Annotated in this window: 19 protein-coding genes; 5 read left to right on the top strand and 14 right to left on the bottom strand. The window is 62.1% G+C overall.

Features of this window, described 5'->3' with window-relative positions; genetic code table 11:
* From KHO23_RS07770 to KHO23_RS07755, 4 genes are all read right to left on the bottom strand, one after another.
* On the bottom strand, positions 1 to 2,064 hold the full coding sequence (locus KHO23_RS07770; RefSeq protein WP_211610438.1) for an NADH:flavin oxidoreductase: 2,064 nt from the start codon (positions 2,062 to 2,064) through the stop codon (positions 1 to 3).
* Positions 2,065 to 2,114: 50 nt separating this feature from the next.
* Positions 2,115 to 2,651: a DUF5943 domain-containing protein gene (locus KHO23_RS07765; RefSeq protein ID WP_211610437.1), complete on the bottom strand. Its 537-nt coding sequence runs from the start codon at positions 2,649 to 2,651 to the stop codon at positions 2,115 to 2,117.
* A gap of 81 nt (positions 2,652 to 2,732) precedes the next feature.
* A complete protein-coding gene (locus tag KHO23_RS07760) occupies positions 2,733 to 3,704 on the bottom strand; it encodes a dipeptidase (protein ID WP_211610436.1) in 972 nt (323 codons plus the stop codon).
* A gap of 30 nt (positions 3,705 to 3,734) precedes the next feature.
* Positions 3,735 to 5,009, bottom strand: coding sequence for a serine hydroxymethyltransferase (locus tag KHO23_RS07755; RefSeq protein WP_211610435.1), 1,275 nt, complete (start codon positions 5,007 to 5,009; stop codon positions 3,735 to 3,737).
* Between the two features lie 419 nt (positions 5,010 to 5,428).
* On the opposite strand from KHO23_RS07755, the gene KHO23_RS07750 reads away from it, so the two are divergent.
* Entirely contained in the window at positions 5,429 to 6,427 is a 999-nt protein-coding gene (locus KHO23_RS07750; RefSeq protein WP_211610434.1) for a GlxA family transcriptional regulator, read from the top strand.
* Positions 6,428 to 6,568: 141 nt separating this feature from the next.
* Here KHO23_RS07750 and fdhA read toward each other — a convergent pair whose 3' ends face one another.
* Positions 6,569 to 7,768 (bottom strand): formaldehyde dehydrogenase, glutathione-independent, encoded by a 1,200-nt coding sequence (gene fdhA, locus KHO23_RS07745; protein WP_201080680.1) that lies wholly within the window; start codon positions 7,766 to 7,768, stop codon positions 6,569 to 6,571.
* 252 nt (positions 7,769 to 8,020) lie between these two features.
* On the opposite strand from fdhA, the gene betI reads away from it, so the two are divergent.
* From betI to betA, 3 genes are read left to right on the top strand one after another with little or no spacing between them, the layout of a single operon-like run.
* Complete coding sequence (gene betI, locus KHO23_RS07740; RefSeq protein WP_211610433.1) at positions 8,021 to 8,608, top strand: transcriptional regulator BetI; 588 nt, start codon at positions 8,021 to 8,023, stop codon at positions 8,606 to 8,608.
* Between the two features lie 30 nt (positions 8,609 to 8,638).
* The gene (gene betB, locus KHO23_RS07735) at positions 8,639 to 10,108 is read left to right on the top strand and encodes a betaine-aldehyde dehydrogenase (protein WP_211610432.1); all 1,470 of its coding nucleotides are present in this window, start codon (positions 8,639 to 8,641) and stop codon (positions 10,106 to 10,108) included.
* 11 nt (positions 10,109 to 10,119) lie between these two features.
* Positions 10,120 to 11,805, top strand: a complete 1,686-nt coding sequence (gene betA / locus KHO23_RS07730; RefSeq protein ID WP_211610431.1) for a choline dehydrogenase — start codon at positions 10,120 to 10,122, stop codon at positions 11,803 to 11,805.
* A gap of 15 nt (positions 11,806 to 11,820) precedes the next feature.
* Here the strand turns inward: betA and KHO23_RS07725 are convergent, their stop codons facing one another.
* From KHO23_RS07725 to KHO23_RS07695, 7 genes are all read right to left on the bottom strand, one after another.
* Positions 11,821 to 13,239 carry an MFS transporter gene (locus KHO23_RS07725; RefSeq protein ID WP_211610430.1) on the bottom strand — a complete coding sequence of 473 codons (1,419 nt, stop codon included), beginning with the start codon at positions 13,237 to 13,239 and terminating at the stop codon, positions 11,821 to 11,823.
* A gap of 198 nt (positions 13,240 to 13,437) precedes the next feature.
* A complete protein-coding gene (locus KHO23_RS07720; RefSeq protein ID WP_211610429.1) occupies positions 13,438 to 13,701 on the bottom strand; it encodes an SET domain-containing protein in 264 nt (87 codons plus the stop codon).
* Positions 13,702 to 13,765: 64 nt separating this feature from the next.
* Positions 13,766 to 14,422: a sarcosine oxidase subunit gamma gene (locus KHO23_RS07715; protein WP_211610428.1), complete on the bottom strand. Its 657-nt coding sequence runs from the start codon at positions 14,420 to 14,422 to the stop codon at positions 13,766 to 13,768.
* Positions 14,412 to 17,414 carry a sarcosine oxidase subunit alpha family protein gene (locus KHO23_RS07710; protein ID WP_211610427.1) on the bottom strand — a complete coding sequence of 1,001 codons (3,003 nt, stop codon included), beginning with the start codon at positions 17,412 to 17,414 and terminating at the stop codon, positions 14,412 to 14,414. Before KHO23_RS07710 ends, KHO23_RS07715 begins: the two co-directional genes overlap by 11 nt.
* Positions 17,411 to 17,737, bottom strand: coding sequence for a sarcosine oxidase subunit delta (locus KHO23_RS07705; protein ID WP_211610426.1), 327 nt, complete (start codon positions 17,735 to 17,737; stop codon positions 17,411 to 17,413). The genes KHO23_RS07710 and KHO23_RS07705 overlap by 4 nt, the downstream gene beginning before the upstream one ends.
* Before the next feature lie 37 nt (positions 17,738 to 17,774).
* On the bottom strand, positions 17,775 to 19,019 hold the full coding sequence (locus tag KHO23_RS07700; protein ID WP_120295063.1) for a sarcosine oxidase subunit beta family protein: 1,245 nt from the start codon (positions 19,017 to 19,019) through the stop codon (positions 17,775 to 17,777).
* A gap of 62 nt (positions 19,020 to 19,081) precedes the next feature.
* Positions 19,082 to 20,476 (bottom strand): L-serine ammonia-lyase, encoded by a 1,395-nt coding sequence (locus KHO23_RS07695; protein WP_211610425.1) that lies wholly within the window; start codon positions 20,474 to 20,476, stop codon positions 19,082 to 19,084.
* Between the two features lie 303 nt (positions 20,477 to 20,779).
* On the opposite strand from KHO23_RS07695, the gene KHO23_RS07690 reads away from it, so the two are divergent.
* Positions 20,780 to 21,862 carry a GlxA family transcriptional regulator gene (locus KHO23_RS07690; protein ID WP_211610424.1) on the top strand — a complete coding sequence of 361 codons (1,083 nt, stop codon included), beginning with the start codon at positions 20,780 to 20,782 and terminating at the stop codon, positions 21,860 to 21,862.
* Positions 21,863 to 21,980: 118 nt separating this feature from the next.
* Here the strand turns inward: KHO23_RS07690 and KHO23_RS07685 are convergent, their stop codons facing one another.
* Entirely contained in the window at positions 21,981 to 22,916 is a 936-nt protein-coding gene (locus KHO23_RS07685; protein ID WP_211610423.1) for a choline ABC transporter substrate-binding protein, read from the bottom strand.
* Between the two features lie 122 nt (positions 22,917 to 23,038).
* Positions 23,039 to 24,037 carry a GlxA family transcriptional regulator gene (locus KHO23_RS07680; protein ID WP_211610422.1) on the bottom strand — a complete coding sequence of 333 codons (999 nt, stop codon included), beginning with the start codon at positions 24,035 to 24,037 and terminating at the stop codon, positions 23,039 to 23,041.
* Positions 24,038 to 24,042: the final 5 nt, after the last annotated feature.

Here is a 24,042-nt window from a genome sequence, read left to right as displayed (position 1 = left end):
TCAGAAATCCTTGCAAAGGCGCAGCGCGTCGTAGATCGCGCCGTGAATGTTGTGCATGGAAATGCAGTCGCCCACGCGGAACAGCAGGAAGCGGCCGTTACCGAGTTCTTCGCTGAGCGACGGTTGCGGCTCGGACGCGAAGAGCTTGTGGACATCCACCTGGCCGCGATTCACCGACTCGGGCTTGAGCGTCCAGTAAAGCTGGTCGTTCGGCGTGCTGCCGTTCTCGATCACCACCTGATCGACCACGCGTTCTTCCTGCTCTTCCGTGTACTCGTTACGGATCACGGCGATCTTCTTGCCGTCTTCCTCGTAGACCTTGTCGAGCCAGTAATTCGGCGTGTGAATCACGCCTTGCGCGTAGAGACGGCGATAGAAAATCGGGAACGTGGTGCCGCCTACGTCGTCGGCAACCTTCACGTCAGGCGTCACGATCTCTACGTTCGAGCCGCGGCTCGACATGAAATCCGCGACGCCCGCGCCGGCGTGCGTGCTGACGCCGTCGTACACCAGCACGTTCTTGCCCGGCTCGACATTGCCCGAAAGAACGTCCCATGAACTGACCGCGAGCCCTTCTTCGACGCCCCACGCCGCCACTTGCGACGTGAACGACGAGCCGCCCGTGGCGAGCACGACGATGTCCGGCTTCTCAGCCATGATGGTCTTCTCGTCGGCTGCAACGCCAAGACGTCGATCCACGCCGAGACGCTTCGTCTCCATATCGAACCAGCGCACGATGCCCGCCATCTGCTCGCGCTGCGGCGCTTTCGCGGCCAGCATGATCTGACCGCCCACGGTGTCGTTTTTCTCGAACAGCACCACGTCGTGGCCGCGCGATTTCGCCACGCGCGCCGCTTCCAGTCCGGCCGGACCCGCGCCGACCACGACCACCTTGCGCTTCGGCCCACGCGTCTTCGCGATCACGTGCGGCATGGTTTCTTCACGCGACGTCGCGGCGTTCTGCACGCACAGCACGTCCAGCCCGTTGTACTGTCGATCGATGCAATAGTTCGCACCGACGCACTGCTTGATCTCGTCTTCGCGACCGTCGCGAATCTTGATGACCATATGCGGATCAGCGATCTGCGCGCGTGTCATGCCGACCAGATCGACCATGCCGCTCGCCAGCAGGCGCTCGGCCTGGCCCGCGTCGCGAATGCTTTGCGCGTGCATCACCGGCAGCTTCACCACCGACTTGATACCCGCCGCGAGATGCACGAACGGCTCGGGCGGCAGGGCCATCGGCGGCATGCAGTTCGCCAACGTGTTGTGCGTATCGGCGCCGGAACCGATCACGCCGAGGTAATCGATCAGGCCGGTTTCGCTCATCGCCTGCGCGATTTCTTTCAGTTGTTCGTGATCGAGTCCGTCTTCATGGAATTCGTCGCCGCACATGCGCAGACCGATGCAAAAATCCGCGCCTACCGCTTCACGCACTGCCTTCAACACTTCCGTGCCGAAACGCAGGCGGTTTTCGAGCGAGCCACCCCATTCGTCGGTGCGGAAATTCGTACGCGGACTCCAGAACTGATCGATCAGATGCTGGTGCGCCGCCGAAATTTCGATGCCGTCCATGCCGGCATCCTTCACTCGCTTCGCCGCCGCGGCAAAGTCTGAAATGATGCGGCGAATCTCTTCCACTTCGATGATCTTCGCGTTGCCGCGGTGAACCGGCTCACGCACGCCGGAGGGCGACATCAGATGCGGCCAGTGCTCGCCATGAAACGCCGAGCGTCGGCCCATGTGCGTGGCCTGGATCATGATCTTCGCGCCGTGCCGATGCATCGCTTCGGCGAGCCGCGCGAGCGGATCGATGATCTTGTCGGTCGACAGATTCACCGATTTCCACCAGCCCTGCGGGCTGTCGATCGACACCGGGCTCGACCCGCCGCACACGGCGAGGCCGACCCCGCCCTTGGCCTTCTCTTCGTAGTAACGGATATAACGGTCGCCCGGCAGACCGCCCGGTTCCGCATACACCTCCGCGTGCGCGGTGCTGACAATGCGGTTGCGCAAAGTCAGCTGATTCAGCGTGAGAGGCTTGAAAAGGTTTGGGTAACGCATCGCGATCGACCTCGGAATGGATAGGCTGTGTGCGGCTATGTGCGTTGCGGTTACGACGCGAGCGGCGACACTTCGAACACGCAATGGTCGTGGCCTTCAGCCGCGCATCGCGCTTCCTTCGAATGGGACGGCGGACCCTTGCGCTGTCCGTCCGGCGCGGTGTCGTTGACCCAGTCCATCGCGCCTGCGAACCAGCCGGCGAACATGTAGCACAGCTTGCCTTCCTTACCCGGCTGCGCAAGCACGAACGACGAATGGTGCAATTCAATGCGGGCATGCGAGCTGGACGGATCGGCTTCCGCGATCGTGAAGATGCCCCAGCCGCGCTGCGACAGGCGTTTCAGGTAATGCTCGAACACCGCCATACCGGCAATGCCGTGCTGTTTCGCCTCCTTGTCGCACCAGAAATACGCGGACTTGTAGCCGGCTTTATAGAGAATCTCGGCATACGCATCGCGACCGAGTGCTTCTTCGACCGCAGTGTGATTGTTCGTGAAGAAATGACGCGGCACGTAGAGCATCGGCAGTGCGTCGGTAGTCCAGACGCCGGTATTCGGATCGACGTCGATAGGCAGTTGGGGTTGCATGGGGAGACTCCGTTTTCTATGAGGTGACGTTCGGGTTGACGTTCGGGTTGACGTTCGGGTTGAAGTTCGATCGCGCGAAAATCAGACTTTCCACACGTCGCCAAACACCCGCACCCAGTTTTCACCCATGATCTTCCTGATGCGCGTCTCGCTCCAGCCGGCGCGTTCCATCGCCGCTGTCAGGTTCGGAAACTCGCCGATCGTACGAATGCCTTCCGGATTCACCACCTTGCCGAAGTTCGTCAGTTGGCGATAACGGCCCTTGTCGTGCGTGATCCAGTCGAAGAACTCCGTGCTATAGCCCTGCGTGAAGTCCGTGCCAATGCCCACCTGGTCCTCGCCGATCAGATTTACGACGTATTCGATTGCTTCGATATAGTCTTCGACCGTCGCGTCCGGGCCGCGCTTGAGGAACGGTGCGAACATTGTCACGCCGACGAAACCGCCTGCATCCGCGATCTCTTTCAGTTGCTCGTCGCTTTTGTTGCGCGGATGCTCTTTCAGCCCCGACGGGCAGCAGTGCGAGTAGCACACCGGCTTGTTCGACGCGGCGATCGCTTCGGATGAAGTCTTGCCGCCCACATGCGAGAGATCGACCATGATGCCGACGCGATTCATCTCCTGAATCACTTCGCGGCCATAGCCCGACAGGCCGCCATCGCGTTCATAGCAGCCCGTGCCGACCAGATTCTGCGTGTTGTAGCAAAGCTGCACCACGTTCACGCCGAGGTCCTTGAAGGCCTCGATATAGCCGAGGTTGTCTTCGAACGCATGCGCGTTCTGGAAACCGAAAATGATGCCGGTCTTGTTCTCTTTCTTTGCGCGCAAGATGTCGTCGGTGGTGCGCACAAGCGTCAGGATTTCGCTGTATTCGCGGATCTGCTGCTTCATCTCGGCGATGTTGTCGACGGTCTTCTGGAAGCTCTCCCAGACTGACACCGTGCAGTTCACCGCGGTCACGCCGCCCTTGCGCATGTCTTCGAACACCGATCGTTCGAACTTCGAAATGTTCAGACCGTCGATGATGATGCTGTTGTCGTGCAGAGTGCTCATCGTGTGCTCCAGGCGTGCTTGGTAGAGTGCTTAGTAGATGGGAAAGCGTTCGCACAGCGCAAAAATCTCGCGGCGCACGCGTTGTTCGGTTGCGGCGTGGCCGTCCGGATGATCGCGCAGCGCATCGAGCACCTCGACGATCAGCCGCCCGACTTCGCGGAACTCGCTCGTGCCGAAGCCACGCGTCGTGCCCGCCGGCGTGCCGAGGCGAACGCCGGACGTCACCGTCGGTTTTTCGGTGTCAAAAGGAATGCCGTTCTTATTGCAGGTGATGCCTGCGCGTTCCAGCGCCTGCTCGACCTGATTGCCCTTGAGGCCTTTCGGGCGCAGATCGACCAGCAGCAAATGGTTGTCCGTGCCGCCGGTCACAAGGTCGACGCCCCCTGCTTTCAGCACGTCGCCGAGTGCCTGCGCATTCGCGAGCACGTTATCGATGTAGGTTTTGAAACCCGGTTGTAGCGCCTCGCCGAACGCCACCGCCTTGCCGGCGATCACATGCATCAGCGGGCCGCCCTGCAAGCCCGGGAACACCGCCGAATTGATCTTCTTGGCGATGTCCTCGTCATTCGTCAGTACAAAGCCGCCACGCGGACCGCGCAGTGTCTTGTGGGTGGTCGACGTCACGACGTGCGCGTGGTCGACCGGATTCTGATGACGCCCGGCCGCGATCACCCCGGCGATATGCGCCATATCCACCATCAGTTTCGCGCCCACGCCATCGGCGATCGCGCGCAGCCGTGCGAAGTCCAACGCGCGCGGATAAGCCGAGAAGCCGGCGATCAGCAGCGCCGGTTTGTGCTGCTGCGCGAGTTCCTCGATCTGCTCATAGTCGATCAGCATCGTGTCGCGATTGACGCCGTATTGCACCGCGTTAAACCACTTGCCCGACATCGCCGGCTTGGCGCCATGGGTCAGGTGGCCGCCCGCGTCGAGCGACATGCCGAGCACCGTGTCGCCTGGCTTCACAAGCGCGAGCATCACCGCGCCGTTGGCCTGCGCGCCGGAATGCGGCTGTACGTTGGCGAATTTCGCGTTGAACAGTTGCTTGATACGATCCAGGGCCAATGTTTCGATCACGTCGGCGTATTCACAGCCGCCGTAATAGCGCTTTCCCGGATACCCTTCCGCGTATTTGTTGGTCAGCACCGAGCCCTGTGCTTCGAGCACCGCGCGCGACACGATGTTTTCCGACGCGATCAATTCGACTTGCGACTGCTGGCGCTCGAGCTCTTTCAGAATGGCGCCGCGCACTGCCGCGTCACGCGTGGCGAGCGATTCTTCGAAGAAAGGATTCGGGTTCGACATGGGAGGTCCGTGGAGTGGTTGGCGAAGGGCCGGGAGCGGCTGGAAAGCCCTGCTGCCACCGGTCTGCATTGCGTCTATTCTTGACGTTCGCCCCGCGCGCCAATTTACGAATTCAGACGTGTTCTTTGCCTTTTCCGCCATCCGCGTCCTTTTTCGACAAGTCGCGATGGCAAGTTTCGAACGATCGTTAGCCGCTGGCGCTCATGCTGCACTGCAGCTGAACGTTGTGCGCGGTTCGGGTGCGTGCGCGGGCGCCGATGGCGCCGTTCTGGTGCCGCCCGTCTGGCGATTCGACCGTATCGACGGGTAACCGAGGGTTTAGCCTGATGGCACGCTAGTTGCGCTCGTCCTCAAAATTGCAGGAGTCGCCGCACCCCACGGCGACGCGACATTACAGATTCGAAGGAATCATCTCCCCCATGTCCACCGATCGCACGGCGTCGCTGTCGCATTTCGCATTCATGCCGGTTCCGAACTTCACGATGATCGCGTTCACCAACGCGATCGAAGTTCTCCGCATGGCGAACTACCTGACAGGACAAACGCTTTACCGCTGGTCGATCGTGAGCCCCGAAGGCGGCCCGGTGACGGCGAGCAACGGCCTCGCGGTCGATACCGGTCCCGTTGAATGTGTCGGTCAGCCGGACATCGTGTTCGTGGTCGGCGGTATCGACGTGCAACGCGCCACCACCCCCGCCCATCTTTCCGCGTTGCGCCGCTTCGCCCGCATGGGTTGCGTGCTCGGCAGCCTGTGCACCGGCACTTATGCGCTGGCGCGTGCCGGCTTGCTCGCTGGCTACGCGTGTGCGATTCACTGGGAGAACATGTCGGCGCTCAAGGAAGAGTTTCCCGACACGCGCTTTCTGAAAGAACTGTTCGTGATCGATCGCGATCGCGTCACATGCACCGGTGGCGTCGCGCCGCTCGATATGATGCTCAATCTGATCGCGCCGCGTGTCGGCACCGCACGGGTCACGCAGATCGCCGAGCAGTTCATCGTCGAACATGTGCGCGATACGAGCGCCCAGCAGAAAATGCCGCTGGTGGCGCGGCTTGGTTCGGCCAACAAGTCGCTCTTCGAAGTGATCGCGCTGATGGAGAACAACATCGAAGAACCGCTTTCACGCGAGGAGCTCTCGCGGCTCGCCGGCATGTCGCAACGGCAATTGCAGCGCCTGTTCCGCGAGCATCTGGGGATGACGCCCACGCATTACTATCTGACGCTGCGCTTGCGGCGCGCCCGCGAGTTGCTCTTGCAGACCGACATGTCGATCATGCATATCACGATGGCTTGCGGCTTCCAGTCGGCTTGCCACTTCTCGAAGAGCTATCGCGACGCGTTCGGCACCGCGCCCACGCGCGAGAGGCGCAGGCAGGCGCCGTCGCTGGCTTCCGTCACGCCTGTGATGGCGGCCTGATTCGATTGCCTCACTGACAACTTCGCCGCCTGAAAACACAACGCGTTGAACGGGAGCCCGCTCAACGCGTACGTTGTGATCACGCTGTTCAGCCTTGCGTGACAGTCTGGGACAGGACCGCGAATGCGGTCCCTTCGTGCGTCAAGCCGCCTTCAACAGTCCGTGCGGGTCGATCACAAACTTTCTCGGCGCGCCGCCGTCGAACTGGCGGTAACCCTCAGGGGCCTCGTCGAGCGAGACAACCGTCACATTCACGATGTCCGCAATCGGCAACCGGTCCCACAAGATCGCCTGCATCAGATTGTGGTTGTACTTCATCACCGGCGTCTGTCCGGTATGGAACGAGTGTGACTTGGCCCAACCGAGACCGAAGCGGATGCTCAGGCTGCCTTTGCGGGCGGCGGCATCGGTAGCGCCCGGATCGTCCGTCACGTAAAGGCCTGGAATCCCGATCGCGCCCGCGGCCCGGGTGATTTCCATCAGCGAATTGAGCACCGTGGCTGGCGCTTCCTCATGCGAACCGCTACTGCCGTGGCCGTGCGCCTCGAAGCCGACGCAGTCCACCGCGCAATCCACTTCGGGTTTGCCGAGAATCTGCTCGATCTGCTCGCCGAGCGTGGCGTCCTTCGACAGATCGATGGTCTGGAACCCCATCTTGCGCGCATGCGCGAGGCGCGCCTCATTCATATCGCCGACGATCGTGCAGGCCGCGCCCAGCAAGCGCGCCGAAGCGGCCGCGGCCATTCCTACCGGCCCTGCCCCTGCAATGTAGACGGTAGCGCCTGGCTTCACGCCCGCCATCACTGCGCCGTGGTAGCCGGTCGGCAGAATGTCGGACAAACACGTGAGATCGCGGATTTTCGACATCGCCTGGGCGTGGTCGGGGAATTTCAGCAGATTGAAGTCGGCGTACGGCACCAGCACGTATTCGGCCTGACCGCCGATCCAGCCACCCATGTCGACGTAGCCATAAGCGCCGCCCGCCCGCGACGGATTCACATTCAGGCACACACCGGTGTGCTGCGCCTTACAGGTCGGGCAGCGTCCGCAAGCAACGTTGAAGGGCACCGACACCAGGTCGCCGATCTTCAACGTTTCAACATCGCGGCCCACCTCGATCACCTCGCCGGTGATCTCGTGGCCGAGTACGAGGCCGACCTCGGCGGTCGTGCGGCCGCGCACCATGTGCTGATCGGAGCCGCAAATATTCGTGCTGACCACCTTCAGGATCACGCCGTGGCCGATTGACCGGCCACGCGGATCGACCATCTTCGGAAAGTCGATCGACTGCACTTCCACCTTGCCCTGCCCTAGATACACGACACCGCGATTGCTGCTCATTTGCCTGTCTCCATGTCTTGTGAGCGGCGCGCCCGACTCGATGTGGCACGCCGTTCAACGAGCGTAGCGCCCGCTGAAACAAAGGACATGTACTGAACACGACACCGGTTTGGCAGGAACCGACACGCAAGGTGCAACCCGCGTCCACGCTGATTCCTTTCATTTTTTATTGATTGACCGTTCAATATAAAAAAACTAACATGGCCCATCGAACACTTGGGCGGCAAGCCTGCGCCTGCCACCCCTAGCACCATGCCCAAACTTGGAATGCGCGAAATCCGCCGCGCCCAGCTGATCGACGCAACCCTGCTCACCATCGACCAGACCGGCCTGGCCGGTGCCACGCTCGCTTCGGTCGCACAGCGCGCGAGCATTTCCACCGGCATCGTGAGCCACTATTTCGGCGACAAGGACGGTTTGCTCGAAGCCACCATGCGCCACGTGCTGCGCGACCTCTGGCAAGCCACGTCGAGACGGCGCCGTGCGGCGAAAGCGGATCCCCGCTCGAAACTTCGCGCGGTCGTAGCGGCGAATTTCGACGCCGAGCAGACCAGCAGCACGGTCATGAAAACGTGGCTTGCGTTCTGGTCCGAGAGCATGCACAAGCCGCAATTGCGGCGGCTTCAGTACGTGAACACGCGCCGGCTGAACTCGAACCTGTGCGCGGATTTTTCTAAAGCACTGCCGCGTGCGGCGGCGCGCCGTGCGGCAAGCGGCTTGGCGGCGTTGATCGACGGACTGTGGTTGCGCGGCGCTTTGTCCGGTGAGCCCTTTGATACCAAGGCTGCACTGCGCGTGGCGAATGAATACATCGATCTGGTGCTGGAAGCACGCAACTAGTCCGGCGACATTTATAGAAAGGAGCAAGTCATGGCGGTATTCGCAACGCAACGTCTCTATATCGGCGGCGCCTATGTCGATGCAACCGGTGGCGAGACTTTCGACACGCTCGACCCCGCCACCGGCGAAACACTTGCGACCGTGCAACAAGCCTCGGCCGCTGACGTAGATCGCGCAGTGCAATCCGCGCGCGACGGCCAACGCGAATGGGCCGCGCTCACGGAGATGCAGCGCTCGCGCATCTTGCGCCGCGCGGTCGATCTCCTGCGCGAGCGCAATGACGAACTCGCCGCGCTCGAAACCCGCGACACCGGCAAGGCGATCGCGGAGACCCGTGCGGTCGATATCGTCACCGGTGCGGACGTGATCGAGTATTACGCGGGGCTTGCGACCGCGATTGAAGGGCAACAGATTCCGTTGCGGCCTTCGTCGTTTGTTTATACGCGGCGTGAACCGCTCGGCGTGTGCGCAGGTATCGGCGCGTGGAATTACCCGATCCAGATCGCCTGCTGGAAATCGGCGCCCGCGTTGGCGGCCGGCAATGCGATGATCTTCAAGCCGAGTGAAATCACGCCGCTGTCCGCGCTGAAACTCGCCGAGATTTATACCGAAGCCGGAGTGCCCGCCGGCGTGTTCAATGTCGTGCAAGGCGACGGGCGCGTTGGCGCGATGCTCGCCACCCATCCCGACATCGAAAAGATTTCGTTCACCGGCGGCGTTGAAACGGGCAAAAAGGTCATGTCGCTGGCCGGCGCTTCGTCGTTGAAAGAAGTGACGATGGAGCTGGGCGGCAAGTCTCCCCTGCTCGTCTTCGACGACGCCAACCTGGAACGCGCCGCCGACATCGCGATGAGCGCCAACTTCTTTAGCTCCGGTCAGGTTTGTACAAATGGCACACGTGTCTTCGTGCAGCGTAGCGTGCTGGAACGGTTCGAAGCGCTGGTGCTTGCGCGCGTCAAGCGGATTCGCGTCGGCGCGCCCACTGACGCTGACACCAATTTCGGCCCGCTGGTGAGCGCCGCGCAATTGCAGAAAGTGCTCGGCTATATCGAAAGCGGCGTTCAGGAAGGCGCGCGGCTCATTGCCGGCGGCAAGCGGCTTACGGAAGGCCACTTCCGCAACGGCCAGTACGTCGAACCGACGGTTTTCACCGGTTGTCATGACGACATGCGTATCGTGCGCGAAGAGATCTTCGGCCCGGTCATGAGCATCCTCGTTTTCGACGACGAAGACGAAGCGATCCTGCGTGCCAATAGCACCGCTTATGGTCTCGCTGCGGGCGTGGTGACCGAGAACCTGGCGCGTGCGCATCGCGTGATTCATCGCCTCGAAGCGGGTATCTGCTGGATCAATACGTGGGGCGAGTCGCCCGCGGAAATGCCGGTGGGCGGCTACAAACAATCGGGCGTCGGCCGCGAGAACGGCATCACCACGCTCGAACACTACACGCGCATCAAATCCGTGCAGGTGGAACTCGGCCCCTATCAACCGGTGTTCTAAGGAGTGTGGCGATGGCTTCGAACGAATACGACTACATCATCGTCGGCGCGGGTTCGGCGGGCAACGTGCTCGCCTCGCGCCTGACCGAAGACGCAAACGTGACCGTGCTGCTCCTCGAAGCAGGCGGCCCCGACTACCGTTTCGATTTTCGCACGCAGATGCCCGCGGCACTCGCCTATCCTTTGCAGGGGCGGCGCTATAACTGGGCGTACGAAACCGATCCCGAGCCGCATATGAACAACCGCCGCATGGAGTGCGGACGCGGCAAGGGGCTCGGCGGTTCGTCGCTGATCAACGGCATGTGCTACATCCGCGGCAATGCACTCGACTACGACGGCTGGGCAGGACGCGCCGGCCTGGAAAACTGGACCTATCTGGATTGCCTGCCGTATTTCCTCAAAGCCGAAACACGCGATGTCGGTGCGAATGCGTATCACGGCGGTGACGGCCCGGTTCATGTGACAACGAGCAAACCCGGCAACAATCCCTTGTTTGCCGCGATGGTCGAGGCCGGCGTGCAGGCCGGTTTTCCGCGTACCGACGATCTCAACGGCTATCAGCAGGAAGGCTTCGGCCCGATGGACCGCACGGTCACGGCGAATGGAAGACGCGCCAGCACGGCGCGCGGCTATCTGGATCGCGCGAAGGCGCGCCCGAATCTGACCATCGTGACGCATGCCATGACCGATCGCGTGCTGTTCTCGGGCAAGCGTGCGATTGGCGTCGCGTATCTGCATCACGGCCATGCCGTGACTGCGCAGGCACGCCGCGAAGTGCTGGTGTGCAGCGGCGCGATTGCCTCGCCGCAATTGCTGCAACGCTCAGGCGTGGGCCGCTCGACGTGGCTGCGTGAACTCGACGTGCCGCTCGTGCACGATCTGCCTGGCGTCGGCGAAAACCTGCAGGACCATCTGGAGATGTATATCCAATACGAATGCAAGGAGCCGGTTTCGCTGTATCCCGCGTTGCAGTGGTGGAATCAGCCTGCAATCGGACTTGAGTGGATGCTTAACGGCACGGGTATCGGTGCGAGCAATCAGTTCGAGGCGGGCGGCTTCATCCGTACGCGCGACGACGATCTGTGGCCAAACATCCAGTATCACTTCCTGCCGGTCGCGATTAACTACAACGGCTCAAACGCGATCAAGATGCACGGCTTTCAGGCGCACGTCGGATCGATGCGTTCGCCAAGTCGTGGCCGCGTGAAGCTCACGTCACGCGATCCTGCCGCACATCCGAGCATCCTGTTCAACTACATGGCCGATCCGCTCGACTGGCGCGAATTCCGCGACGGTATCCGCATTACACGCGAGATCATGCAGCAACCGGCGCTCGATCGTTATCGCGGCCGCGAGCTGAATCCGGGCGCGGAACTGACCACGGATGAGCAACTCGACACGTTCGTGCGAATGCGTGCGGAGACGGCGTTTCACCCGTCGTGCTCGTGCAAGATGGGCTATGACGATATGGCTGTGGTGGATAACGAGGGCCGCGTGCATGGAATGGAAGCGCTGCGCGTCGTCGACGCGTCGATCATGCCGCAGATCACCACCGGCAATCTGAACGCGCCGACGATCATGATGGCGGAGAAGATTGCCGACCGGATTCGCGGGCGCGACGCGCTGGCGCGGGTGGAGACGCCGTATTTTGTGGCCCGCGGCGTGGCGTCGAGAAAACGCGAGGCTGCGGCGGTTTAACACCCGCCGCTGGCCTCACTCGCGCGCGGGACTCAACACCCCGTGCGCGTCCGTCTCAACAGCCTCGGACACCAGGGTCTCCAGCGCCAGCCCACGCGTCTCGATCCCCATGATCCATACCGCCGCGGCCGCGATCACAAAACACATCGCGCCAAGCGAAAACACGCCGCCTTGCCCGAACATCGGAAGCACGACACCGACCACGTAAGGGCCGATCAAGGACCCCACGCGGCCAATCGCCGACGCAAAACCCGATCCTGTGGCCCGCGCACCCGTGCCGTAAAGTTCAGGCGTATAGGTGTAAAGCACCGCCCACATCGCGAACATAAAGAACTGCATGGCGAGCCCGGCGCAGATCAGCAGCGTCGGCGTTTGCGCGTGCAGCGCGGTTTGTCCGTAGACGTAGGCCATGACCGCGCTGCCGGCCAGCGACGCGATACAGGTCGGCTTGCGTCCCCAGCGTTCGACCAGCCACGCCGCGCAGATGAAGCCCGGAATCCCGCCGAGCGAAATCAGCACCGTGTACAGCACCGACTTCGTTACCGCGAAACCCGCTTGCTGCATCAGCGCGCCGAGCCACGAAGTCAGCCCATAAAATCCCAGCAGCGCGAAAAACCACAGCGTCCACACCATGATCGTGCGACGCCGATAGGCCATGCTCCATATCTCGCGAAACGCACTCGTGCCCTTCGCGGCCGGCGGTTCCTGCAACATCACCGGCGCGCGCAACTGGCTCAGGCCGGCCGCTTTCATGACCTTCACTTCGACGTCGGCAAGGATCTTGTCCGCTTCGGCGAGGCGCCCGCGATGTTCCAGCCAGCGTGGCGATTCCGGCACGACGCGGCGCACGATCAGCACGAATACGGCAGGAATCGCCAGCAACGCGAACTCCATGCGCCAGCCGAAAGTCGGCAACACGAAGTACGACACCACGCCCGCCGTAATGAAACCGAGCGGCCAGAAGCCGTCCATCAGCGCGATCAGTCGTCCACGCGACGCTGTCGGCACGAATTCGGACAGGAGCGTCTGCGCAATGGGGAACTCCATGCCCATGCCGAAACCGAGCAGCACGCGATAGAAGATAAGCGCTTCGACACTCTGCGCGGTCGAACACAGATACGACGCGAGTCCCCACAGCACCATACTCCACTGAAACACGGGGCGTCGTCCAAAGCGATCAGCCAGCAATCCAGCGCCGGCTGCGCCGATCACCATGCCAAAGAAGCTCGCACTCGCGACCAGCCCCGCTGTCGCGCTCGACAAATGAAACTCGCTCTTGATCGAGCCGAGCACGAAGGTCATGGTGCCGAGATCGACCGAGTCGAAAAAGAACGCGATCGCGATGATGATGAAGATGGTCCGGTGATATCCGGAGAACGGCAGTCGTTCGAGTCTGGCGGCTGCGCTCGCGCGAGGCTGAAAAGCGGTAGACATGTGATCCCCTCGTTGATGCGGCGGCTGCCGCGTGGACGTTCCGATCAGTGCATTTCAGTAGACGCCGACATAATTCGGCCACATAGAAGAAATACGTCATGGGGATGGAACGGGGGCGTCGTTCCGTCAATGCATGCGCTCATGAGCGCGCACGAAGCAGGCTTCAATGTCGAAGCCGTGCCAACGCGAAACCGACCCTTACGGTCGATGCCGCGCACGCGCAGCACCAACAATGCGTGCGAGTGCATCCGCGCTCAGGCGAGCAGCAATCTTCTCAACGTATTCATGATGCCGCGACTGCAGCGGTGCGCCCAACTGCTGCGCGAGGAGATAGCGAATCAGCGCAATGCGCCGATGCCGCAACGTGATGCTCTGATCGAGCAGCGCGAGCGCGGCATGGGCATCGCCCTGTTGGCACGCGCGCTCGGTGAGACGCGCGGTGGCTAGACGTGTCGACGTCATGTCAGTCGGCGGCCGGTAGAGCCGCGGGCGGTGCCTCAGCAAGCAAGGCACCGCCCGCCGCATGTCACGACATTAGCGGCTCGGCCGCATCAAGCATCATCTTGACGAAATAGTCCGCAAAGCTGCGGCGCACAACGATATCGAAACTATCCGCGCCGGTGGGCAACAGCGTCATCGATGCCTTGAAAAAGTGACTCTGCGCACACTGCCCTTCGCCGAACAGTTTCGGGTGCAGATCGAGCGGGCAACCGCGCGCCAACACGTCACGCGTGCGCGTACCGCTGATTTCGAGCACCGTATAGCCGCTGCCGATATCCACCGCCGAAGCGAACACGCCAGCAAATGCCGCGCCGAGTTTCGGCTGCAGCGGCGCGGTGCGGGTTGCGTCGTGCGCCGTAGCCGAGCGCACCAGCCACTCGTCCGGACCGAGCCACAGCATGTCGTAGCCGTTGCCGCGCGCAAGGGTGTTCGCCTTCTCCGGCGGCCGGCAGCCGATCACACTTTCCACCGCGCTCACGAACGCGGCGTCACGCGTATCGCCACGTACGTTCACCAGTTCCAGAAACGGCCGCTCGCTCAAGCGGAACGCCGCCGACGCTGTCGCCTGATGCTTCTTCAGCAATGCATCCGTACCCACCAGCGGCGACTCCTGCCACACGCCGGTTTGCTGGCCGACAGCGCGATCCACCGCCGACACCGTCCCTCTAGTTTCATTCCACATGTTGACGTGCTCCTTCGCTGTCGTAGAACACCGAACTGGTGACCTTGGCTGCAATCTGCTTGCCGCTCGCCAGCGGAATCGTGACTGTTTCGCCGATCTTGTCTAGACCGCCCTTCACTACCGCCATGGCAATCGAACGCTTCAGGATCGGGCTGTAATAGCTCGATGTAACATGGCCGAGCATCGGTGCGGTATCGCCCTGGAACGGACCGGCGACAATCTGCGAGCCTTCGGGAATCACGAACGACGGATCGTCCGCGAGCAGCCCGACCAGTTGCTTACGCCCCGCCTTCGCGGTGTCCGAGCGAGTCAATGAACGCTTGCCGAGAAAGTCCTTCGATTTCGCGACCAGGCCGCCCATGCCAATGTCATACGGCGTCATCGAGCCGTCCGTATCCTGGCCGACGATGATGTAGCCCTTCTCCGCACGCAATACGTGCATGGTTTCCGTGCCGTACGGCGTGATGTCGAATTCCGCGCCTGCGGCCATCAGCGCCTCCCATACCGCGCGCCCTACGTTCGCGGGAACGTTCACTTCATACGCCAGCTCGCCCGAGAAGCTGATCCGCATCACGCGCGACGCTGCGCCCGCCACGGTGCCTTCGCGATAGCTCATGAACGGGAACGCCGCGTTGGCAAAGTCGATGTCCTGGCAGACCTTCTGCAAAACTTTGCGGCTATTCGGACCGACCACCGCGAAGGTTGCCCAATGATCCGTCACGGAAGCAAGCCGCACGCGCATGTCCGGCCACTCGGTTTGCAGCCAGCGCTCGAGCCACGTGAGCACACGCGCGGCGCCGCCCGTGGTGGTGGTCATCATGTAATGCTGGTCGGCGAGACGCACGGTCACGCCGTCGTCGAAGATCATGCCGTTTTCGTCGAGCATCAGGCCATAGCGGCACTTGCCGACTTCCAGCTTGCTCCACGGATTCGTGTAGACCCAGTTCAGCAGCTTCGCGGAATCGGGGCCCTGAATGTCGATCTTGCCGAGCGTCGAGGCGTCAAGAATACCGACGCTCGTGCGCACCGCCAGCGACTCGCGCGCCACCGCCGCATGCATGTCTTCGCCCGCTTTCGGGAAGTACCAGGGGCGCTTCCAGTTACCGACGTCCTCGAACGCCGCACCGTTTTCCACGTGCCATTCGTGTACCGCCGTCTTGCGGACCGGGTCAAGAAACTCACCCAGCTCGCGGCCTGCAAACGTGCCGAACGTAACGGGCGTGTAGTTGGGACGGAAGGTCGTGGTGCCCGTCTCGGGAATCGTCTTGCCGAGTGCCTGCGCGAGAATCGCCATGCCGTTGATGTTGCCGAGCTTGCCCTGATCGGTGCCGAAGCCCATCGCCGTATAGCGCTTCACGTGCTCGACGGATTCAAAGCCCTCGCGCGCCGCGAGAAAAATATCGGCCGCGGAAACGTCGTTCTGGAAATCGACGAACTGCTTGGGCCCACGCGTCGCGAGTTCGCGGCCGCCGACGAGCCACAGCGGTTGCATCTTCGCTTCGCTGATCTCAGCCACCTGTACCGGGTTCGGCCGCGCGACGATGTGCCCGGCGGCACGCGCCGCCTCGACACCGGCGTCGACGGCGAAGCGAATACCCTGTCCCAGCGTGAAGTCGCCGGCACACGCACCAACGCTCGTCTCCGGCTGCATCGCCTTGCCCGGCACGAAGCAGGCCTTGTCGTCATGCCAGTGCGCCTTGCCGCCCGATTGCGCGAACAGGTGCAGCACCGGGCTCCAGCCGCCGGACAGCGCGAGCAGATCGCAGGGCAGCGCGCTCTGCTTCGCACCGACCTGTCCGTTCGAATACGACGCTATGTCTACAGAAGACACGCGCAGCTTGCCATGCGCAGCCGTAATGGCGACACCGTTCATCACCTTGACGCCGTAGCGGCGTGCGAGCGCGGGCAGCGTGCCTTTCGATTCGGCCGCGCGCGGATCGATGACGGTCACCTGGGCGCCGGCCGCTTTCAGATCGAGTGCGCATTGATAGCCGTCGTCATTGTTCGTGAACACCACGGCATTGCGTCCCGGCAGCACCGCGTAGCGATGCAGATACGTCGACACGGCCGACGCCAGCATCACGCCCGGCAGATCGTTGTTGCCGAACACGATCGGCCGCTCATGCGCGCCCGTTGCGAGAATCACGCGTTTCGCGCGGATCTTCCACATCAGCTCGCGCGTGCCCTTTCTCTGCGACACCGGCAGATGCTCGGTGAGCCGCTGCGTAACGGTGATGAGGTTATGGTCCTGATAACCGAACGCGGTGCTGCGGCACAGGATCTTCACATTGGGCATCTGCCGCAGTTCGTCTTCGATCTTCTGGACCCATTGCAACGCCGGTTTGCCGTCGATCTCCGCGCGGCACGACAGCAGCGAGCCGCCGAGTTCCGGCTGATCGTCGATCAGCGTCACGCGTGCGCCCGACAAGGCCGCCGCATGCGCGGCCGCCAGACCCGTCGGGCCGCCGCCGACCACCAGCACGTCGCAATGCGCAAAGCACTTGTCGTAACGGTCCGCATCGGTTTGCTCGGGCGCCTTGCCGAGACCCGCCGCATCGCGGATCACTTCTTCATACTTCGGCCAGAACTTGCGCGGCCACATGAAGGTCTTGTAGTAGAAGCCCGCCGGAATGAAGCGCGCGAACTTCTGGTTGATCGCCATGCGGTCGTTCTCGATGCTCGGCTTCGCGTTCACGCTGGTCGCGACGAGCCCCTGATACAGCTCCACCTCCGTCGCGCGCGCGTTCGGCACCGTGTACGCGCCGGTTTCGAGCTGCACGATTGCATTCGGCTCTTCCACGCCCGCCGTCACGATGCCGCGCGGCCGGTGGTACTTCCAGCTACGCGCAACGAAATGCTCACCGTTCGCGAGCAGCGCGGAGGCGAGCGTGTCGCCCTGATAGCCCTGATACTTGCGCCCGTTGAACGTGAAGTTCAGTACGATCGCGCGGTTGATGCGCCCGCCGCTGGGGAGTCGGTCTTTCTGGCTCATGGTGCCTTACCCTCTTGTGCCTTGCCTTGTGCGTCAGCCTGATTGCTGTCCATGGTGAGCAGCGGACGTTCGAACGTCTCGTAGCCCTGGATTTCGTAGCTCACCGTGTCGCGCTGCGCCTTGAACCAGCGGCGGCACCCTTGCGTGTGCATCCATTGCTCGCGATGCACGCCGCGCGGATTCTTGCGCATGAACAGGTAGTCGCCCCATTCCTTGTCGGTGAGTTTCTCGGTGTCGAGCGGACGTGCAATGTCCGCTTCGCCGCCACAAGAAAATTCGGTTTCGGCGCGTGGCCCGCACCACGGGCATTCGATCATCAGCATCTGGTTCTCCCTCGCAATTCGTTGTGGTGCGTCAGCGTTAGTGAGCAACGGCGGCGGCGCCATGCTCGTCGATCAGGTGACCGGTGTAGAAACGGTCCAGCGAAAACGGCGCATTGAGCGGATGCGGCTCATCTTTCGCAATCGTGTGCGCGTAAGCCCACCCCGAACCAGGCGTCGCCTTAAACCCACCCGTGCCCCAACCGCAGTTGAAATAAAGCCCCTTCACGTCGGTCTTGCTGATAATCGGGCACGCATCCGGCGACACGTCGACAATACCGCCCCACTGCCGATTCATCCGCACGCGCGAGAACACCGGGAACATCTCGACGATCGCTTCGAGGGTACCTTCGATGATGTGGAAACTGCCGCGTTGACCAAAGCCGGTGTATTGATCGACACCCGCGCCGATCACCAGATCGCCCTTGTCGGACTGGCTGATGTAGGCATGCACCGCGTTCGACATCACGACGGTATTGACGACCGGTTTGATCGGCTCCGACACCAACGCCTGCAGCGGATGGCTCTCCAAAGGCAAGCGGATGCCGGCCATATCGGCGAGCGTGGACGTATTGCCCGCCGCCACTACCGCAACCTTCTTCGCCTTGATGAACCCCTTGGTGGTATCCACGCCGACGACCTGACTGCCGTCCCGGCGAATGCCCGTGACCTGACAGTTCTGCACGATGTCGACACCATGTTGATCTGCACCGCGTGCAAAACCCCACGCCACCGCATCATGCCGGGCCACACCGCCGCGACGCTGAATCGATGCGCCGAGCACGGGATAGCGGCTATTCAGATTGATGGTCGGCTCGATTTCCTTAATCTGCTCCGGCGTGAGGAATTCGGCATCCACGCCGTTCAGCCGGTTGGCGTTCACGCGACGCTCGGTGTCGCGCACGTCCTGCAACGTGTGCGCGAGGTTCATCACGCCGCGCTGGCTGAACATGACGTTGTAGTTCAGGTCTTGCGAGAGACCTTCCCACAGCTTCATCGCCTTTTCGTAGAGCGCGGCCGATTCGTCCCACAGATAGTTCGAGCGCACGATCGTTGTATTGCGTGCGGTATTGCCGCCGCCGATCCAGCCTTTCTCCAGCACGGCGATATTGCGTACGCCATGCTCCTTCGCGAGGTAATAGGCAGTGGCGAGACCATGCCCGCCGCCGCCGACGATCACGACGTCGTATTCACGCTTGGGCTCGGGGCTCTTCCACTGACGTTCCCAGTTCTCGTGATACGACATCCCGTTGCGCACCAGGCTGAATATCGAATAGCGGCTCATTGTTGGTCCTTTGGGTCCTGTTGTTACGCGTTGCTTCCTGACTGCTTCAACTCAACTTCAGTTCAACACTCGATGACGTTCACGGCGAGGCCGCCGCGCGACGTCTCCTTGTATTTGGTCTTCATGTCCGCGCCGGTTTCGCGCATGGTCTTGATCACGTTGTCGAGCGACACGTAGTGCTGGCCATCGCCCTTCATCGCCATGCGCGCGGCGTTCAGCGCCTTGATCGCGCCCATCGCGTTGCGTTCGATGCAGGGAATCTGCACGAGGCCGCCAACCGGGTCGCAGGTCATGCCGAGGTTGTGTTCCATGCCGATTTCGGCGGCATTTTCCACTTGTGTCGGCGTGCCGCCCATCACGGCGGCGAGCGCCGCCGCGGCCATCGAACAGGCCACGCCCACCTCACCCTGGCAGCCCACTTCCGCGCCCGAGATCGAAGCGGTTTCCTTGTAGATGATGCCGATCGCCGCCGCTGTCAGCAGGAACGTGACGATGCCCTCGTCGTTCGATGCATGCATGAACTTCACGTAGTAATGCAGCACGGCGGGAATCACGCCGGCTGCACCGTTGGTCGGCGCCGTGACGACGCGCCCGCCGGCCGCGTTTTCTTCGTTGACGGCCATCGCGTAGAGATTGACCCAGTCGAGCATCGAAAGCGGATCGCGCAGCGACTCTTCCGAACGGAAGCGCAATTGCGCGCACAGGTCGGCGGCGCGGCGCTTGACGTGCATGGGGCCGGGCAATTCGCCACGCACCTTGCAGCCACGTTCGACGCAGGCGGACATGACGCGCCAGATCGTCAGCAACCCGTCGCGCACGTCCTGTTCGGAACGCGACGCACATTCGTTGCGCAACGTCACCTCGGCGATCGACAAACCGGTCTCCCGGCACACGCGCATCAGATCGTCGCCGGTGCGAAACGGATAGGGCACTTCCGCACCGGCCCGCAGCCCGTTCACGCGGTCGCCTTCGCGATTGATCACAAAGCCGCCGCCGATCGAGTAATACTCTTTCTCCACCAGCAGTTGGCCGTTCTCGTCGAAAGCCTGAAAACGCATGCCATTCGGATGCACGATGCTCGAGCCCGGCGCGCCCGGCATCAGCTTGCGGAAGAAACCGAGTTGTTCGCGCTCGTCGAATTTGACCGGGTGCTTGCCGAGCAGAACCAGTTGCTTCGAGTCGCGAATCTCCCGCAGGCGCGGTTCAATGATGTCCGGGTCGATCAGATCGGGCAGATTGCCTTCCAGGCCGAGCAGCACCGCCTTGTCCGTGCCGTGCCCCTTGCCGGTCGCGCCGAGCGAGCCGAACAGTTCGACCTTGACGCGGCGCACGAAGCCAAGCAGATTGGCGTCCTCGATGTGCGAGGCGAAGCGGCATGCAGCGATCATCGGCCCGACGGTGTGCGAGCTGGAGGGACCGATGCCGATCTTGAACAGATCGAAGACGCTGACGTTCATGGCATGCCTTATACGTTGCGAGACCAGAATCAACCAGGATTAGCTGGGTTGCCGGGTTGGCTTGAACTAGTCCCTATTGCACCGCACGTCAAATTTGGCCGATAGAATAAAAACGGCATGACAGTGGGATAGTGGCGTCAAACGGGCCGCGCCCCAAGGGTGGCGGCGGATTTTCGATGACTTCTGACGCATTTGCGACAGGCGCCCAGGTTGCGGCTGGCGATGCTGATGCCAGCGCTGACTGGGCCACTTTTCCCCTGGTGCTATGCTTGATTCAACTCTTCTCCCTTGCTGGCTGCATGCATGAATTCCGCTGAACCGCGTCCCCTTCAATCAATCGACGGCCCCTCGAAGCAGCGCATCCGCTTCGGCATCATCCTGCTGCCGAACTTCACGCTGACGGCGTTCTCGGGTTTCGTCGACCTGCTGCGCCTGTCCGCGGATGAGGGCGACTTCAGCAAGCCCGTGCGCTGTTCGTGGAGCGTGATAGGGGAAACCCTCGCCCCCGTGCGTGCGAGTTGCGGCATTCAGATCACGCCGTGGGAGACGTTCGACAACGCCGAGCCGTTCGATTACGTCGTCGTGGTGGGCGGCCTGCTGCATTCCGGGCCGGCCGCGAACGACGCGACGCTGGCCTTCATCCGTCGCGCCGCCGCCACCGATGCCACGCTGGTCGGCATGTGCACCGGCGTGTTTTCGCTGATGCGCGCGGGCGTGCTGGAAGGCCACCGCATCTGCGTGAGCTGGTTTCACTATTGGGATTTCATCGAGCGCTTTCCGGCGGTCAATGAGGAGGCGCTGGTGGCGGATCGGCTCTTTGTGATCGACCGTCGGCGCATTACGTGTTCGGGCGGACGCGCGTCGATCGACGTGGCCGCGGCGATTCTGCTGCGGCACTTTGAAACGGCCACGGTGCAAAAGGCGCTGCGGATTCTGCTGGTCGACGATATGCAGAAAGGTAATGCGCCACAGCCGCACCCGCCGGGATTGGCGCCCGCCGCGCATCCAAAGGTGAAGCGCGCGATTCTGCTGATGGAGCAGCATGTGGGGCGTTCGTTGTCGCTCGATGAACTGGCGCGCAAGCTCGATCTGTCGCCGCGTCAGCTTGAAAGGCTCTTCAAGGCGCAAACCGGTAAAGCGCCGCAGGCGTATGCGAAGCAGGTGCGTTTGCGTACCGCGGCGTGGCTGCTGACCAGTTCGGATAAAACGGTGGCGGATATCGCATCGAGCTGCGGCTTTTCCGATGCCTCGCATCTAGGCCGCGAATTCCGCAAGCAGTTCGGCCTGCCGCCCATGATGTACCGTGAGCAACGCGGAACGGCGGCGGAAGTCGATAACGGCTCGGGTTATGACGAAACCTTCCCCGGGCGCGCTCAGGCGATTTGATCGCGGCGTTTGTTGTTCCGTCTTTACTGCCCAAGCTGGCCCGCCGACATGACAGGTCAGCTTTTTAGCAAGCCGCTTTCGCGCCGCCGGAGCAACGCGAAAGCTTGAGCCTCAACGCTCACTGCCCCGCAACATAAGCCTTCACCGCCGGCAAACCATCCTTCCCATCAAAGGTCTTCACGCCCGCAAGCCACTTGTCGAGCACCGCCGGATTCGCCTTTAGCCAATCCTTCGCCGCCTTGTTCGGATCCGTCTTGTTCATGATCGGCAGCATCACGTGGTTCTCGATATCGGTCGTGAAGTGCAGATTCGACACCAGCTTCGCGACGTTCGGGCAACGGGCCGAGTAATCGGTCGGCACGACCGTCATCACTTTGGCTTCACCGTAGTTGGGGCCGAACACGTCGTCGCCACCGGACAGATAATCGATCTTCATCTGCACGTTCATCGGGTGCGGCTCCCAGCCGAGAAACACGATCGGCTTCTTCTCGCGAATCGCGCGATTCACTTCGACCAGCATGCCCGCCTCGCTCGACTCCACCATCTTGAACTTGCCAAGGCCGTACTGGTTGCTGTCGATCATCTTCTTGATCAGCGCATTGCCGTCGTTACCCGGTTCGATGCCATAGATCTTGCCATCGAGCTTGTCGTAGTTCTTCGCGATGTCGGCGAAGGTTTTGATGCCAGCCTGATACGCGTAGTCCGGCACGGCCAGCGTGTATTTCGCCCCGGTCAGGTTCGGCGTGGGCAGCACAGTGAGCTGACCGGCCTTCCTGAACGGATCGATCATTGGGTCCATGGTCGGCGACCAGTAACCGAGGAACACGTCGATCTGCTTGCTCTTCACACCCGCGAAGGTGATCGGCACCGAGGCGATGGTTTTGGTCGGCTTGTAGCCGAGCCCTTCGAGCACCGTCGAGGCGAGACCGGTCGTTGCCGCGATATCCGTCCAGCCGACGTCGGCGAACCGGACGTCCCGGCAGGTGGCAGGTTCCGTGGCAAAGACAGACGAGACCGACAGCGCGCACAACGACGCAGCCCACAAACGTTTCATGGCATTCCCTTTGGGTGATTGAAGCTTGACTGGTTTGACTGACCGGATTTTCCAGGCGCGATCGTTTACGCCGACTTCATTGATGCCAACGCATTGATGCCAACTCGTTCACACTGACTTATTCACGCCGACAGCCGCCGCTCGACGCTCGGTGCGTGGCCGAATTGCGCGCGGTAAGCCTTACTGAAATGACACGGCGAATGAAAACCGCACACGGCCGTCACCCGCGCGATCGACGCGTCCGTATTGCGCAGCAGTTCGCGCGCACGACGCAAACGCAGGGTCAGGTAATAGTGCGTCGGTGACACGCTTAAAAACATCTTGAACATCCGCTGCAAATGCCGCTGCGACAGATTCACGAGCCGCGCGAGTTCATCGAGCGACAACGGTTCTTCGATATTCGCTTCCATCAGGCGCACGACTTCGATCAGTTCCGCACGCGAGAAACCCACCCGCGCGTCGACGGGAATATGCTGATAATCGGTCGAGCCGCGAATCCGCTCGACAATGAACTGCTCCGACACTTGCGCCGCGACCGCATGGCCGAGACGCATGCCGACGAGGTTCAACATCAGATCGAGCGGCGCGGTGCCGCCGGTGCACGTCATCCGGTCACGGTCGATCACGAACAGTTCATCGGCGAAACGCACGTGCGGATAACTTTTGTGCAGGGGCGACATGTCTTCCCAATGCACGGTACAGCGATAACCGTCGAGCAGGTTCGCGGCCAGCAGCGCGTACGGTCCCGTACAGATGCCGCCAAGCGGAATCCCTTTCGACGCCACGTCCTGCAGCAAGGCGATGACCGTATCGTCCACGTAATTTCGCACATGCCAGCCGGCGCAAACGATCAGCACGTCCGGCATGCCGGCTTCGGCCAGCGTTGTGGTCGGCTTCACGGTGATGCCGTTGCTCGCGCGCGCCGGCTCGCCGTCCGGCGTAATCACCGACCAGGTGTAGTGCTGCGCGCGGCCCACGTAGTTGGCCATGCGCAGCACTTCGACCGCGCTCGTAAAAGCGATCATCGAAAAGTTCGGCAGCGTCAGAAAGCCGAAGTGCGCGAGCCCGGACAGCGGCGAATCGGTTGGGGCCTCGACAGGGGGAAACGCGTCGCGCTTCATGGGCG

The organism is Paraburkholderia haematera, assembly GCF_905220975.1.
Lineage (GTDB): Bacteria > Pseudomonadota > Gammaproteobacteria > Burkholderiales > Burkholderiaceae > Paraburkholderia > Paraburkholderia haematera.
This window is presented reverse-complemented; position numbering and strand designations above follow the sequence as displayed.

Bases quoted from the DNA above. Each gene is read 5' to 3' on its own strand.
- betB (WP_211610432.1), top strand. From the start codon at position 8,639: ATGGCGGTATTCGCAACGCAACGTCTCTATATCGGCGGCGCCTATGTC.
- KHO23_RS07725 (WP_211610430.1), bottom strand. From the start codon at position 13,239: ATGTCTACCGCTTTTCAGCCTCGCGCGAGCGCAGCCGCCAGACTCGAA.
- KHO23_RS07760 (WP_211610436.1), bottom strand. From the start codon at position 3,704: ATGAGCACTCTGCACGACAACAGCATCATCATCGACGGTCTGAACATT.
- KHO23_RS07710 (WP_211610427.1), bottom strand. From the start codon at position 17,414: ATGAGCCAGAAAGACCGACTCCCCAGCGGCGGGCGCATCAACCGCGCG.
- betI (WP_211610433.1), top strand. From the start codon at position 8,021: ATGCCCAAACTTGGAATGCGCGAAATCCGCCGCGCCCAGCTGATCGAC.
- KHO23_RS07705 (WP_211610426.1), bottom strand. From the start codon at position 17,737: ATGCTGATGATCGAATGCCCGTGGTGCGGGCCACGCGCCGAAACCGAA.
- KHO23_RS07755 (WP_211610435.1), bottom strand. From the start codon at position 5,009: ATGTCGAACCCGAATCCTTTCTTCGAAGAATCGCTCGCCACGCGTGAC.
- KHO23_RS07700 (WP_120295063.1), bottom strand. From the start codon at position 19,019: ATGAGCCGCTATTCGATATTCAGCCTGGTGCGCAACGGGATGTCGTAT.
- KHO23_RS07750 (WP_211610434.1), top strand. From the start codon at position 5,429: ATGTCCACCGATCGCACGGCGTCGCTGTCGCATTTCGCATTCATGCCG.
- fdhA (WP_201080680.1), bottom strand. From the start codon at position 7,768: ATGAGCAGCAATCGCGGTGTCGTGTATCTAGGGCAGGGCAAGGTGGAA.
- KHO23_RS07720 (WP_211610429.1), bottom strand. From the start codon at position 13,701: ATGACGTCGACACGTCTAGCCACCGCGCGTCTCACCGAGCGCGCGTGC.
- KHO23_RS07695 (WP_211610425.1), bottom strand. From the start codon at position 20,476: ATGAACGTCAGCGTCTTCGATCTGTTCAAGATCGGCATCGGTCCCTCC.
- KHO23_RS07715 (WP_211610428.1), bottom strand. From the start codon at position 14,422: ATGTGGAATGAAACTAGAGGGACGGTGTCGGCGGTGGATCGCGCTGTC.
- KHO23_RS07680 (WP_211610422.1), bottom strand. From the start codon at position 24,037: ATGAAGCGCGACGCGTTTCCCCCTGTCGAGGCCCCAACCGATTCGCCG.
- KHO23_RS07770 (WP_211610438.1), bottom strand. From the start codon at position 2,064: ATGCGTTACCCAAACCTTTTCAAGCCTCTCACGCTGAATCAGCTGACT.
- KHO23_RS07685 (WP_211610423.1), bottom strand. From the start codon at position 22,916: ATGAAACGTTTGTGGGCTGCGTCGTTGTGCGCGCTGTCGGTCTCGTCT.
- KHO23_RS07765 (WP_211610437.1), bottom strand. From the start codon at position 2,651: ATGCAACCCCAACTGCCTATCGACGTCGATCCGAATACCGGCGTCTGG.
- betA (WP_211610431.1), top strand. From the start codon at position 10,120: ATGGCTTCGAACGAATACGACTACATCATCGTCGGCGCGGGTTCGGCG.
- KHO23_RS07690 (WP_211610424.1), top strand. From the start codon at position 20,780: ATGAATTCCGCTGAACCGCGTCCCCTTCAATCAATCGACGGCCCCTCG.